This is a genomic window from Flavobacterium rhizophilum (assembly GCF_046000485.1).
In the GTDB taxonomy this organism is placed as follows: Bacteria; Bacteroidota; Bacteroidia; order Flavobacteriales; family Flavobacteriaceae; genus Flavobacterium; species Flavobacterium rhizophilum.
Genome location: NZ_JBELQB010000002.1, coordinates 368,652 through 383,074, shown reverse-complemented (window position 1 = coordinate 383,074; position 14,423 = coordinate 368,652). Strand labels below are relative to the sequence as shown.

Annotated in this window: 9 protein-coding genes; 5 read left to right on the top strand and 4 right to left on the bottom strand. The window is 37.8% G+C overall.

The window, feature by feature from the left end:
* Window positions 1-11 precede the first annotated feature (11 nt).
* The 4 genes from ABS768_RS03915 to ABS768_RS03900 all read left to right on the top strand — a co-directional run bounded on the left by ABS768_RS03915 (window position 12) and on the right by ABS768_RS03900 (window position 9,661).
* Window positions 12-611 (top strand): SprT-like domain-containing protein, encoded by a 600-nt coding sequence (locus tag ABS768_RS03915; RefSeq protein ID WP_408073657.1) that lies wholly within the window; start codon window positions 12-14, stop codon window positions 609-611.
* 82 nt (window positions 612-693) lie between these two features.
* Window positions 694-1,758 (top strand): mannose-1-phosphate guanylyltransferase, encoded by a 1,065-nt coding sequence (locus ABS768_RS03910; RefSeq protein WP_408073656.1) that lies wholly within the window; start codon window positions 694-696, stop codon window positions 1,756-1,758.
* A 384-nt stretch (window positions 1,759-2,142) separates the two neighbouring features.
* On the top strand, window positions 2,143-5,889 hold the full coding sequence (locus tag ABS768_RS03905; protein ID WP_408073655.1) for a T9SS type B sorting domain-containing protein: 3,747 nt from the start codon (window positions 2,143-2,145) through the stop codon (window positions 5,887-5,889).
* A 13-nt stretch (window positions 5,890-5,902) separates the two neighbouring features.
* Window positions 5,903-9,661 (top strand): gliding motility-associated C-terminal domain-containing protein, encoded by a 3,759-nt coding sequence (locus tag ABS768_RS03900; protein WP_408073654.1) that lies wholly within the window; start codon window positions 5,903-5,905, stop codon window positions 9,659-9,661.
* Between the two features lie 56 nt (window positions 9,662-9,717).
* Here the strand turns inward: ABS768_RS03900 and ABS768_RS03895 are convergent, their stop codons facing one another.
* The 4 genes from ABS768_RS03895 to ABS768_RS03880 all read right to left on the bottom strand — a co-directional run bounded on the left by ABS768_RS03895 (window position 9,718) and on the right by ABS768_RS03880 (window position 12,813).
* Window positions 9,718-10,521: an ABC transporter ATP-binding protein gene (locus tag ABS768_RS03895; RefSeq protein WP_408073653.1), complete on the bottom strand. Its 804-nt coding sequence runs from the start codon at window positions 10,519-10,521 to the stop codon at window positions 9,718-9,720.
* A complete protein-coding gene (locus tag ABS768_RS03890; protein ID WP_408073652.1) occupies window positions 10,521-11,261 on the bottom strand; it encodes an MlaE family ABC transporter permease in 741 nt (246 codons plus the stop codon). The genes ABS768_RS03895 and ABS768_RS03890 overlap by 1 nt, the downstream gene beginning before the upstream one ends.
* An 82-nt stretch (window positions 11,262-11,343) precedes the next feature.
* A complete protein-coding gene (locus ABS768_RS03885; RefSeq protein WP_408073651.1) occupies window positions 11,344-12,192 on the bottom strand; it encodes a glycosyltransferase family 2 protein in 849 nt (282 codons plus the stop codon).
* A gap of 96 nt (window positions 12,193-12,288) precedes the next feature.
* On the bottom strand, window positions 12,289-12,813 hold the full coding sequence (locus ABS768_RS03880) for a methyltransferase domain-containing protein (protein ID WP_408073650.1): 525 nt from the start codon (window positions 12,811-12,813) through the stop codon (window positions 12,289-12,291).
* 101 nt (window positions 12,814-12,914) lie between these two features.
* Between ABS768_RS03880 and ABS768_RS03875 the strand changes: the two genes are divergently transcribed.
* Window positions 12,915-14,384, top strand: a complete 1,470-nt coding sequence (locus ABS768_RS03875) for a lipopolysaccharide biosynthesis protein (protein WP_408073649.1) — start codon at window positions 12,915-12,917, stop codon at window positions 14,382-14,384.
* The last annotated feature ends 39 nt before the right edge of the window (window positions 14,385-14,423 follow it).

The window sequence follows — 14,423 nt, the reverse complement described above, 5'->3', positions numbered from 1 at the left end:
AATAATTTTAAGTGAAACATGTAATTGAGCCTTATTTGCCTGAGCACGCCGTAGACAGCGTTTTTGAGCTGATTAGGGAATATGGCGTTCATCTTAAAATAGTAAACGATAGGGTTACACGGCATGGTGACTATCGCAGGGATGCAAACGGTTATCATCAGATTACAGTTAACGGGAGTCTTAATAAATACAGGTTCCTTATGACATTGATTCATGAAATAGCCCATTTGGTAGCGTTTGAAAAGTACGGACGAAATATCAAACCTCACGGCATGGAATGGAAGTTAACTTTTCAAAAACTAATGGTTCCTTTTATACGCCCCGAGATTTTTCCGGGACAGTTGCTGCCCTTGCTGGCAAGGCATTTCAGAAACCCTAAAGCCAGTAGTGATACCGATGCTACACTATCAATTGCCCTTAAGCAATTTGATGAAGTATCGGATAAAAATTATATTTTTGAAATTCCGTATGGCAGTAATTTCCGTATCCACAACGGTAAAATATTCCGTAAAGGTGCGCAAAGGGTTAAACGGTATGAATGTCTGGAGATTAGCACCGGTAAGGTTTATTTGTTTAATCCTAATGCCGAGGTTGAGCTACTGCCACATTAATAGTTAAATAGAGATAAAAGCACCTTGAAATTGATTTTAAAATTAAAAACTTTATATTAATACAAAAAACGATTACCATACAATGAACGAAAATTATTACGCTGTTTTAATGGCTGGAGGAGTAGGTTCTCGTTTTTGGCCTGTAAGTACGGTTCAGTTCCCTAAACAGTTTCATGACATGCTGGGTACTGGTGAAACACTTATTCAAAAAACTTTTTCAAGGCTATCTAAATTAATCCCTAAAGAAAATATACTTGTTTTAACAAACGATATATATAACGATCTTGTACTGGAACAGCTTCCTGATTTATCTCCGGAGCAGATGGTGCTGGAACCGGCTATGAGAAACACGGCCCCGTGTATTTTATATGCTACTTTGAAGATTAAGAAACTTAATCCTAATGCTGTTATGGTAGTAGCACCAAGCGATCACTGGATTGAGGATGAAGATGCTTTTCTGGATAATGTTCAAAAGGCTTTTGACTGCGCTTTGAAACAGGAAGTTTTAATGACCTTGGGTATTCAGCCAACTTTCCCTAATACAGGTTATGGTTATATTGAGTACAATAAACAGGATACCAATTTGATTAAAAAAGTATCTCAGTTTAGGGAGAAACCTGATTATAAAACAGCAAAAGAATTTTTAAACAGTGGTAACTTTTTATGGAATGCAGGTATTTTTATATGGACGGTAGAGTCGGTATTAAATGCCTTTGTAAAATTCCAGCCTAAAATGTACGAACTGTTTGATGCCGGTTACGAACATTATAATAACCCTGAGGAAAAAGAATTTATTGAGGAGAACTATGTTAAGGCCGATAATATATCTATTGACTATGCTTTAATGGAGAATGCAGAAAATGTATATGTCCTTCCCGCTTCGTTTGACTGGAATGACCTTGGTACATGGGGATCACTACATGAAAAACTTGGTAAGGATGAGAATAATAATGCCGTTGTTAACGCCAGGGTTTTTCTTGAAAACGCTACAAACAATATTATCCGTACTGATTCTGACAAAACTGTCGTTATTGATGGGCTGGATAATTATATAGTGGTGGATCGTGACGATATATTACTTATTTACCCTAAGGAAAAAGAGCAGGAAATAAAGAAGATTACTGCTATTGTTACCAAAAACCAATAAATTTCAAGCTAGGCTATTTTGTTAAATTTAACGTTTAATTAAGAAATTAAGCGCTAATGTTTTATATTTATTTCTGAAAACCAATAAAATAGCTTGAAAAAGATTTGTCAGTTCATAACTGTTTCATGGATTATATGATTCCTTTTTTATAAAGGCTGAATGTGCTGATTATATCTATGACCTTTTCTTTGTTTTTATTTATTGCGGGTTTAACCGAAGTTGTTTTTTAACAATTAATAGCGATAAAGGTTACAACTATTTGTACGGTGAACAGCATCTTATACAATAAGAGCTTACACTGCTGTAAATGTTTATTGTAGTAGACACTACGTGAATGCTTAATGGCATGTGCTTGCTTGGAACAACCAACAAAACCGCTATATAATGAACATAAGCCTTACTGTAAAGCGATTACTTTTTATGTTTTCGCTTCTATTGTTTAGTATGGCAACTTTTGCACAGTTACCTGATTTTACTTTAACGGTTACCCCAACTGCACAAACCTGTTTGGGTAATGGTACTTTGAGTTTTTCGGTATCGGGGGTAAACCCATCGGCAAATATGGATTATACCATATATCTTTTGCCTGATACTACCACTCCTATAGGAATTACTACTTCTTCAGGCTATAATAATCTTCAGGCCGGGGATTATATGGTAGTGGCTACACAATCATTATCAGGTCAGTCAAACACACAAACACAAAATGTTACTATTAGTGACGAGACTGTAGAGCTTACTTATCTTTTTGAATTAAAAAATGCAATATGTGGTAATGATGGGCGTATTACGGTAAATGTAACTTCGGGTACGGCGGTGTCTTATGAAATTTTTGCGGGTCCGGTAACAAGGCCGTTACAGGTCTCTAATGTTTTTAATAATTTACCCGCAGGTTTATATCAGGTAAGGGTACATGATATTTGTGGTGATGCGGTTGTGGTATCGGTACAGTTAATACAAACACCCCCGGGTTTGGTTATAAGTGATCAAACTAATTTTAGCCCCAATCCTTTGCTGGATTGTAATACTATAACAATTTTTCATTTGTTTGGCCCTCCTGCAGGCTATGCTTTAGCATCTCCCGTTTCATTTACCTATACGGTTTACCCTCCAGGCGGAGGTACTCCTGTTATAGTGACTTCTGAAATTGAGGGTTCTTCTGAAGTAAATATTCCGTTTTATAACGGACAGGAATATAGTTATGATATAACAGCGGTTGACGCCTGCGGAAATGTATATACGCTTAATGATATTGTTATATCACCTGCCTTTGCAGGGGTTGGGATACAGGAGGTGTTTGGTTGTGACGGATTTACTTTTGGTTTTCAGTTTATAAATTATATGGAGCCTTTCAGTATTGAGTTTCTCTCGGCACCTAACGGTTTTATTCCTTCTGATTTCAGTACACTTCATCCCAACTTCAATACTGTTGAAGATATTGTATATGGTTCTGAATCAAATCCTCTGCCCATAGGAGAGTATAGTGTAGCCGTTACAGATGGTTGCGGACATGTAGCTGTTATAGATTTTGAGCTCGATGTGCCGGAACTGGATGTATCAGTAGTAACCCAAAGTGTAGGATGTGACGGAGTCTCCATAGAGTTGGAAGTGCCTACAAGATTAATTACAGAAGCAACACTTCTAAGCGCTCCAGTAGGATATCCTGAAACTCTGCCGGAGGATCTTGGGCCTTATATAACGGATGAAGGAAAGGTATTAATGAACAATGTACTGTTTGGAGTTTATGTTTTTGAAATAACCGATTCTTGCGGTTTTACGTATACAAAGGAAGTTTTAGCAAGCCCTTCCTCATTTAGTGTTAGTGTAGAACAAAGGCCAGGCTGTGATGAAGGTTATGGTTCTATAAAGGTAGATGGAGTAGGCACTGATTTAACAATTGCTGTGATAGAGTCGGCCCCGGCAGCATTTACTCAGGCGACTCCTTATGATGTTACATTTAATATAAGTACAAACGGTAATTTTTATATGAATACCTTGCCGGAAGGAGATTATGTATTTACATTTTCAAATACCTGTGGCGGTACAATAAGTGTAGATGTAACAGTTGAAGGGTATCATAAATCGGTAAACAGTTATACATTAACCGAGAATTGTGGCTCTTTTGAACTTAATATTCAAAATGCCAGTAACGGTACACAAACCCAGCAGTTTTTCCTGCAAAAATATTATCCCCTAACAGGAGGTTGGGGGCATCCTCAAACAGGAGAACCATATGAGGAAGCTACACCTCCAACAGAGGCTAACTCGTTAGCGCTAATTAATAATGCAAATAATATAAACCTTGCTTTTAGCGGGCAGTTCAGGGTAGTAAAATCATTCTATACCTACAGTAATGGTATTTCAACCAACTTTAAGTGCTTTGAGGTTTTACATGAATTCTATTTTATGGGAGGCCCTAAAATTTTCGACATATACAGCTTCCCTTGTGATGATGGTCTGGCTGAAGTAGCGGTGATGGCTGAGGGAATGCCTCCTTTAACATATAGTATTATCCAGAAAGACGGAGATCCTTTTAATGCTGATAATGGGGAGTCTAATATTTTCTCAGAATTGGAAGCTGCGGTATATACTATGAGGATAACTGATGATTGTGGAAACTATAGGACTGCGCAGATTGATATAAATGAAGCAGACCCTATTGAAATTGAAGGCTCTGGCCTGTGTGATGGTCAAAACGGATTACTTTCTGTGCCACCTTTTTCTTTCCTTAGTTATGAATGGTATAAAGGAGAAGACCCTGATACTATTTTAAGTACTTCAAGTAACCTCGAATTTACTCCGTTTAGTGAAAGTAATGATATCGGAACCTATTATGTAAGGATTTCTACCTCTAATCCGGTTTCGTGTATGAATCAAACTCTTCAATATGTTGTGGAGCCTTCGTCAGGGTTAAATGCCGGTGATGATAGTACTGTTTTATATTGTAATGACGGACAGGCTGTAAATCTCGAAGCTTATTTAAGTAATCCGCATGATGAAGGCGGGGTATGGAGTGATATGAGTGGTACGGGAGCCTTAACAGATGGTATTCTTGATATTACTGATTTGCCCGAAGGCGTTTATGAGTTCAGGTACATGGTAACAGGTATGTGTAATGCTGCAGATGAAGCTGTTATAACTTTTGAATTAAGAGATATTCCCGAAGCTCCTCAGGTAGCTCCTGTAAATGGAGTATGTGAAGGAGAAATGATTCAGTTCACAGCTACAGATGTGCCAAATGCAGTTTACGAGTGGACAGGCCCTAACGGATTTACAACTTCGGTACAAAATCCTGCTATTCAAAATGCGGGTCTTACCGCAGCAGGTATTTATGAAGTAAGAGCTGTGGTTAACGGTTGTGCTTCTAACATAGCTACAGTAAATGTAAATGTGAGACCGTTGCCTCAGTTTGAGTTACAGGGAGATGGAACATTGTGCGAAGGACAGGAAGGACTCCTTAGTGTTGTTGCTGTAAATTTTGATGAAGCAATGGCAAGCTACCAATGGTATTATGATGATGCTTTATTAAGCGGAGTAAATGCAGCCGATATTACAATATATGAAACCGGAGTATATAAGGTTGAGGTAAGTAATGAGGGTTGTATGACCGAAGAGTCGTTTAATGTAACCGAGAATAATAATGCTTTTGAAGTAGTACTGGATAATGGATGTATTGATTTTGAGTATGGTGTGTGGGTAACTAACGCAGATGAGCTTGACGGTTATTTATTTAATTGGACAGGTCCCGAAGGATATAATGCAGTGGGTACACAAATTATAATATCAGAAATGCCGGTAGGTATTTATACTGTAGAAGTTACAAATCCTGATGGATGTAGTGTAACGGCATCTGTAAATATTGAAAATACCTATTGCAGGATCCCAAAAGGGATATCGCCGGGAGATGATGATTTTAATAATGAATTTGACTTGTCTAACCTTGGAGTACAAAACCTAAAAATATTTAATAGGTACGGACTTAAAGTATATGATAGAGATGGCTATCTCAACGAGTGGCATGGACAGTCTGACAAAGGAGAACTTCCTACAGGGACCTACTATTATGTAGCAACGCTCTCTGCAGGGAAACAGGTAACCGGTTGGGTTTACCTTCAAAGAAGAACAAACTAAACTACTATAAATTATGTATAAAAATTTTACTCAGCTAAAACGATGGTTATTTATAATGTCGTTATTGTTGTCCTGCACAGCAATATTTGCGCAGTTGCCTTCATTTACTGTTTCGGCAACAGCGACGCCGCAAACCTGTTTAGGTAACGGATCAATATCGCTTTCCGTTTCGGGCACAAACTCTGCAGCTACTATCGACTATGCCGTATACTTATTGCCTGATACGACTACTCCTGTAGCTACTACAACCTCAACTACAGTAAACAGTCTTGAAGATGGAGACTATCTTGTTATAGCTACTCAGTCGTTGGGAGGAGATTCAAATACAGCATCAACAAATGTTACAATAACCGATGAAACAGTCGCTCTTAGTTATACTATAACGGGAACTAATGTACATTGTGGTAATGACGGAGCATTAGTTATAAATGTTACAACCGGTAGCGGACCTTTTACTTATGAAATTATGTCGGGGCCGGTTACTTTTCCGGAACAGGCTTTAAATGAGTTTAATAACCTGCCGGCAGGAACCTATCAGGTTAGGGTACATGATACCTGTGGGGATGCTAATGTTATTACTTACCAGTTAGGAACTGTTCAGCCGGGGTTTGCCATGGACGATCCTATACTTGATTTTACTGTTCTTCCATCATGTAGTACTGTAAACATAGGGTTTTTGTATATTAACGGGGGAAGTAATACAGAAATATTTTTCCCTATTGTTTTTCAATTTACTGTGTACCCTCCTGGAGGGGGTACTCCCATTATTGTAACACAAAACGTAGCAACAGGAAATTCTTCTTCTACTAATAGTTTATCGGCTACCATCCCTTTCTATAACGATCAGGAGTATACTTATGATATCCAGATGACCGATGCCTGTGGTAATGTTTTTAATCATGACGACGTGGTGGTTAATGCAGGGTTTGATTTATATCTTACCGAAGACAATTTGGGGTGTGAGGAGTTTGTTATTACTATTTCACCATCATTATATGTAGGTCCTTACACGGTAACCTTTTTAAGTTCTCCGGCAGGTTTCGTGCCAGCCAATTTTAATGCTTCACATCCTACATTCAGTACGCCTAACGCAGTATATGGATCTATGACTAATCCATTGCCTATGGGTAATTATAGTATACAGGTTACTGATGCCTGTGGTAATAGTGTAACAAAGGATATTGAACTGAATAATGATGGAGTACCAACTTATATAACCAGTACAGATCCTACGACCTGTTTAGGACAGATAGGGGTTACTTTTGATGGCAGAGTTTTAGTAGGGGCAGAAGTAACCGATGCTCCGGATGATTATCCTAATGCCCTTCCTGATGATGTTACATCATTAATAGACCCTGATACCGGACTGTTTTTAGATAATATCCCGATAGGAACCTATACAATTGTAATTACTGATGCTTGTGGAGAAGATTATACCCTTGTAATTGAAATTATTCCTTCGGGAAATGGCTTAGGATTGTCGTTTGGCCAACGGCCGGGTTGTGCTCTTGGCGAAGGATCGGTTAATGTTTTTGTTGAAAATAATATTATTACTAGTGCCACAATTACTGCTGCTCCGGCTACTTTTACCGAAACACTGCCTTATGATGTATCTTTTAATATATCCGATGGACAGCTGTTTATGAACTCCCTCCCTGCGGGTAATTATACTTTTACAGCTATAGATAATTGTGGTGTGGAACATATAGACTCTATACTGATTGAAGGTTATGAAGATAATCTTGAAAGTATTGATGTTGTACCGTATTGTGGTTCGTTTGATTTGATATTTTCTCATACGGGAAACAGTAGCTTTGCTGTTTCTTACTGGCTTCAGAAATATGATGAAGCTACTGATACCTGGCAGCATCCGCAAACGGGTGTTACCTATGTAGAAGGAACTCAGCCAAATGCTACTAATTCAAAATTATTAGACAATGGTGATCCAAACCTTAATTTACCTTATTTAGGACACTTCAGGATAATACGGGTTTTCTTTGTTTACTCTAATGGTACGGCTGCTACGACTCGATGTGTTTCTACAATACATGAGTTTGATTTTGATGCCCAGCCTAAAATTGTTGATATATACAGCCTGCCATGCGGAAACGATGGTATGTATGTAGCTGTAGAAGCCGAAGGTATAGCGCCGCTTCAATATAGTATTACACAGCCGGTTGTTATTGATAACGGGACCGATAATGTATTTGCCAGCCTTACTCCGGGCACCTATAACTTTAGAGTTACTGATGCCTGTGGTAATTTTAGGAATGTACAGATGGATATAAGCGATCTTGAACAGGTAGAAATTGTTGGGTCAGGACTTTGTGATGGTGCCGAAGGGCAGCTTACTGTATCCCAGTTTTCATTCTTTGATTATGAATGGTACAACGGAGAAAACCCTGATACCATTTTAAGTACAACTAACTCGTTAGATTTTGCTCCATTCAATTCTGATACCGATGCAGGCACTTACTATGTGAGAATGACTTCTACCGGAGGTATAGAATGTGAACAGGTATTGGAATATGTTGTAGAGTCTGCTTCGGCAGCTAATGCAGGTGATGATGATACAATAACATATTGTAATGATGAACAGCCTGTGAACCTAAACGATTTTTTAAGTAATCCGCACGATGAAGGCGGTACATGGACCGATGTTAACGGTAGTGGTGCGCTTTCGGGTAATATCTTAACAACAGCCGGGCTAACAGCCGGTACATACCAGTTTAGGTATCGTGTAACCGATATGTGTGATAATATGGATGAGGCAATTATTATTGTTGAATTGAGGGATATTCCAGATGCTCCGGAGGCCGATCCTGTAGCCGCTGTGTGTGAAGGAGAAAACATTCAGTTATCTGCAACAACAGTTGCTAATGCGACTTATGAATGGACAGGTCCTGATAACTTTGCTTCAACAGACCAAAATCCGGTACTTACCGAAGCAGGACTTGCTGCTAATGGTACTTACCAGGTACGAGTACTGGTAGATGGATGTGCTTCATCTTTTGCTTCGGTTGATGTAGAAATAAAAGCATCTCCTGATTTTACTATTGAAGGCGATACTTCACTTTGCGAAGGTCAGTCAGGACTGCTTAACGTAGTACCGTCTAATTTTGATGAGGATACAGTGACTTACCAGTGGTATTATGAATCGGGTTTACTTGATGGTGTTGATGCTGCTACTATTGAAATATTTGAAGTAGGGCAATACCATGTTGAAGTTAATAATGATGGTTGTATTACCGAAGAGATAATTCAGGTTAACAGGAATACCAATGCTTTTGATGTGGTGCTGGATAACGGTTGTAATGATTTTGAATATGTAATAACTGTGACTAATCAGGATGAACTTGAAGGGGCTACTTATAGTTGGACAGGGCCGGAAGGATTTAATGCCAGTGGGCCTGAAGTGGTAATATCTGAAATGCCGGCAGGTACATATACTGTTGAGGTTACCAATACAGAGGGGTGTATGGCTATAGCTTCTGTAGAAATTGAAAATACTTATTGCCGAATTCCAAAAGGAGTTTCACCAGGCGATGATGGTATGAATGATACTTTTGATCTTTCCAATCTTGAAGTACAGGAGCTGCTTATATTTAACCGTTACGGGCTTAAAGTATATGAAAAAGAAGGCTACCTTAACGAATGGCACGGTCAGTCTGATAAAGGTGATTTACCTACAGGTACTTATTATTATGTGGCTACCTTATCTGCCGGGAAACAGGTAACCGGATGGGTGTACCTTAACAGACAGGAAAACTAATTAGTTATTTATATTTATAACAGCATAAAAAAAGCTTAGCAATTGCTAAGCTTTTTTTATTCTTCTTTAATGTTAAGGTCCTGTTTTCTCTCCTCTTCATCTTCTTCAAGCAGGCTTTCGCGTACTTTTTTAAACAGTTCAGACGAGTAAACAAACTCTACTATCGATTTATTTCTTGTTTCAAGTATTTGCTCATTAGTACCTTCCCATTCCTTAATGCCGTTTTTAAGGAAAACAATTTTCTCGCCAATTTGCAGTACCGAGTTCATATCGTGCGTATTGATAACTGTAGTTATATCATACTCTCGGGTAATTTCCTGTATAAGCTCATCAATAAGTATTGAGGTTTCCGGGTCAAGTCCTGAGTTAGGTTCGTCACAAAACAGGTATTTAGGGTTATTTACTATTGCCCTGGCAATAGCTACCCTTTTTTGCATACCTCCTGATATTTCGTTAGGGAATTTATAATTGGCATCAACAAGGTTTACCCTTTCAAGTACTTCGTTAACCCGGTCTTTAATTTCCCTTCCTCTTTTATTGGTAAACATTTTTAAAGGGAAAGCTACATTGTCTTCCACATTCATAGAGTCAAAAAGGGCGCTTCCCTGAAATACCATTCCTATTTCGGTTCTCAGGCTTCTTTTTTCATCTCTTGTAAGTTTAGAATATATCCTTCCGTCGAAAGAGATAGATCCCTTATCTGGCGCATGTATACCTAGCAGGGTTTTAATCATAACGGTTTTACCCGATCCACTTCGTCCAATGATAAGGTTGGTTTTTCCGGTTTCAAAAGTTGTGGAAATACCTTTAAGCACTTTTGTATCTCCAAATGACTTCTCTATGTCTTTAATCTCTATCATTAGCTTAAAAGTAATTGTGTTATAATATAGTTTACAGTAATTATAACCACACTGGTCCATACAAATGATGTGGTACTTGCTTTACCTACCTCAAGTGCGCCACCCTTCATGTAAAAACCATGAAAAGAAGGTATTGTCGCCAGCAGCATCCCGAAAACAAATGTTTTAAGGAAGGCATAAAAAACGTGGAACGGAATAAAATCTGTCTGTATACCCTCAAGGAACTGGTCGCTCCCTACAAAGCCACCATATACACCGGCAAGCCATCCGCCCATTATGCCTAAAAACATTGATATTGCAATCACAAAAGGATATAATGTGAAGGCAACAATTTTAGGGAATATAAGGTAGTTTATGGCATTTACACCCATTACCTCAAGAGCATCAATTTGTTCGGTTACCCTCATGGTACCAATACTCGATGTGATGTATGACCCTGCACGTCCTGCCATAATAATTGATATGAAGGTAGGAGCAAATTCTAATATTACCGACTGCCTTGTAGCAAAAGCAATAAGTGATTTAGGGATTAACGGGTTAGTAAGGTTAAGGGCAGTTTGTATGGCAACAACCCCGCCTATAAAGAACGATATGAATGCTACGATACCCATTGATCCTATAATAAGGTCATCTATATCTTTGAGGATTAGCGACTTCATTACCGACCATTTTGTAGGTTTATTAAAAACCTCCTTTATCATAAGGAAGTATTTGCCTATCTGGTTTAATGCTTTAATCATTTAGTTTAAAAATAAAGGCTAAAGTACCGAATTGTAGCCAGTTTTTAGTATTACTTAATAGTTTTTTAATATGTACAATTAGTTAAAATAGCTTCTGTTTTATTTTTTTCCAGCGGTACCGCCTTACAAATTTTGCCTGTTCTTTAGTTACAAGCATAGTTTTGTCTTCTTTTTTTGCTTTAAAATATCCGTTTATATAATCGATAAATAAGCCTGGGTTGCCTTTTTTCATAGCCAGTTTTACCGATGCTATTGCTGTAATAACGAATCCATAGCCCAGAGTGTAAAAAGCGGCTCCCTGTTTGTAACGTGCCGATTTATCATAATTGGCTCCGGTAGGTTTTAGATGTTTTACTTTTAGCCTTTCTACAGTAATCACTTCCCAGCCGTAAAATTTAGCAAGCAGCTCATCGGCAGTATCCCAGCCCATGGCAGTTCTTAATTTACCCATTTGCAGGAAGAGTTCTTTACGATAAGCCTTAAAAGCTCCGCGAATGTGGTCTTTATCGGTAAGGCTTTCCAGTATCCATTCGCCGTTTTTTTCTATATAGGCAAACCCGCCTACCATACCTGCTTTTGGATTGTTTTTAAAAACTTCCAGTATCGATTCAAAATAATCAGGAGGTAAAATGAGGTCGGCATCCAGTTTTACAATAATATCATATTCCTCATCAATGGTTTCATAGCCTGTGTTAAAAGCCTGTATTACCTTGCTTCCCGGTAAGTGAATAGCATCAGATGCTTTGTTTATCAATGATAACCATGAATGTTTTTGTGCAAACTCCTGTACTATTTTGGCAGTCCTGTCGGTAGAGTTATCGTTTACAACTACTGCTTTTGCCGGCAATACAGTTTGTGCTGCCAGTGACTGCAGTGTTGCAGCCATGAAAGCTTCCTCGTTATAAGCCGGAATAATAGTGTAATATCTCATGGTTTACAGAAGTTGGTGCAAATATCTTTAAAAACTTTCAGTTTATAAATTATTAGCAGACCTAACTGTAATTATGATACCGAAACTTTATAAAGATTATTTAGCCCTTTCGGCATATACGATGTAATAGCGTGGTACAAAGTGTCTTAATAACGGACGGATGCCAAGCTTTTTTGTTGGGTTAGTCCATTTTTTACGATCCTTAATTACCCATCCCGTTTTTTCAAGTAACCAGTCCAGTTGCCAGTCTTCAAACTCATGGTAATGCCTGTCCCACATATCGGTTTTACTTCTGTATGCCGGACTAAACCATAATCGTAACGGAACCGATATGATAATCTTGTCACTTTTTACCTTTTGTAAAACGGTATAAGGGTTTAGTAAGTGTTCAAAAATTTCAAAAGCAGCAAATACATCATACTCCTTTTCTGTAATTGCACTCTGGTTATTATCAATATCTTCTCCGCCAGTATTGGTTACGGTATAACCTGCCTCTTTCATAATCTTTGTAAAGGGGTTTTCAATCCCAAGGTCAAGGAGGGTATTTGTTGTTGGGATGTGCTTTTTTAAAAAAGCCAGCGTAAGGTTGTAGCGTTTGTGCGGAAAAGTCTTTTCGTACATTTTTTATGAAATTGAGTTTCAAAAATATAAAAAAAGTATATCTGTAGTCTCATAAATGAAAAGTATATTTGTTGTTACTTATATACTTTTACACTTAACTATTGGGGAATAAGGTTATACATAAACAGGCATTTTTTTACACTGTAATTAATTACCTGGGAACTGCAATAGGCATTGTTTCGGCATTGTTCATTTATCCTTTGGATTATGGCTTTTCGGGGATTATAAAATTTATCGATTATCTTACCCAGCTTTTGTATCCGGTTATGGTACTTGGTGCATCTCATGCACTCATTAAGTTTTACCCTGCGCTAGACAATCAAAAAAGAAAACAGCTGTTTAATTACAGCCTTGTTTCCATAAGTGTGGCATCACTTGTTGTGCTGATACTTATTTTTATGTTTGATAAGCTAACAGGGTATAAGGATATAATATTGGTTTATTTTTCTTTCCCTATCGCTATTTCGTTAGCCTTTATTGATTTGTTTAGGAAGCAGGCTCAACAAATGCAGCGGCTTGCTGTGCCCACACTGTTTGAAAAAATAATGCCCAAGGTAGCATTGCCTGTACTTTTTATCCTGCTGCTTAATAATGTACTTGAGGTAAATGAGTCGTTGTTTTTTTATGTACTTACCTATGTATTTATATTTCTGTTCACGGGGTTTTATCTGTTCAGGTATTTTCAGCCGGGGTATAATTACAGGTTTAAAACACTGTTTGGAGAAATATCAAGAAAGGATTATTTCAGGTACAGCCTGTTTTCTTTTGCCGGGAGTTTTGGGTCGGTACTGGCTTTTAGGATAGATGGTATAGTGGTATTCAATTTTATATCAGATGAGGCTAACGGTATATTTGGTAATGCGGTAACCATAGCTTCTGCCATGCAGGTTCCTGCTGTGGGGTTATTTGCATTGTATGCCCCAATTATTTCCGACTATCTTAAATCAGAAAACTTTAAAGACTTACATGTAAAATATAAAGAAACAGCAAGGCTGTTATTTTTTATAGGGGCATTGCTGTACAGTTGTATCTTTTTAGGAATAGACGATTTGTTTAGATTATTACCCTCTTACGATAAACTGAGCCAGATGATTCCGATAATATGTATTTCAGGCTTTAGTGTGCTTATTAATATGGCTACTGGATTCAATACCGAAATTATTACCTATTCCAAATACTACAGGTTTAATATGATTGCCATATTGTGTCTTGTTGGATTAAATGTGCCATTAAATCTATTTGTGGTGTATTACACTAACTGGGGTATAGAAGGTATAGCTTGGGCGTCATTCCTTTCGGTAACTTTATTCAATGCTTTGAAAATGATTTTTATTTACAGGAAGTTCGGACTGCTGCCTTTTGATAAGGCTTTTGTGAAGATGGGACTGATATTCGGGCTGTCACTCGCAATAATTTATCTTTTACCGGATGCTTCTAATAACCTTGTTAACCTTATTTACAAAATAGGGCTATCACTCTTGGTAAATATCATTGCTGTATATAAACTACGATTGGTTTATCAGGTTAATGTATGGATGGATAAGGCACTGTCGTTTAATAAAAAGAAATAAATAATAAATTAAAAAAGGACAGCCGTTAAGCTGTCCTTT

What these genes read in the sequence shown, in the direction of transcription:
- ABS768_RS03910 (WP_408073656.1), top strand. Translation starts at nt 694, where the DNA reads ATGAACGAAAATTATTACGCTGTTTTAATGGCTGGAGGAGTAGGTTCT.
- ABS768_RS03905 (WP_408073655.1), top strand. Translation starts at nt 2,143, where the DNA reads ATGAACATAAGCCTTACTGTAAAGCGATTACTTTTTATGTTTTCGCTT.
- ABS768_RS03900 (WP_408073654.1), top strand. Translation starts at nt 5,903, where the DNA reads ATGTATAAAAATTTTACTCAGCTAAAACGATGGTTATTTATAATGTCG.
- ABS768_RS03895 (WP_408073653.1), bottom strand. Translation starts at nt 10,521, where the DNA reads ATGATAGAGATTAAAGACATAGAGAAGTCATTTGGAGATACAAAAGTG.
- ABS768_RS03890 (WP_408073652.1), bottom strand. Translation starts at nt 11,261, where the DNA reads ATGATTAAAGCATTAAACCAGATAGGCAAATACTTCCTTATGATAAAG.
- ABS768_RS03885 (WP_408073651.1), bottom strand. Translation starts at nt 12,192, where the DNA reads ATGAGATATTACACTATTATTCCGGCTTATAACGAGGAAGCTTTCATG.
- ABS768_RS03880 (WP_408073650.1), bottom strand. Translation starts at nt 12,813, where the DNA reads ATGTACGAAAAGACTTTTCCGCACAAACGCTACAACCTTACGCTGGCT.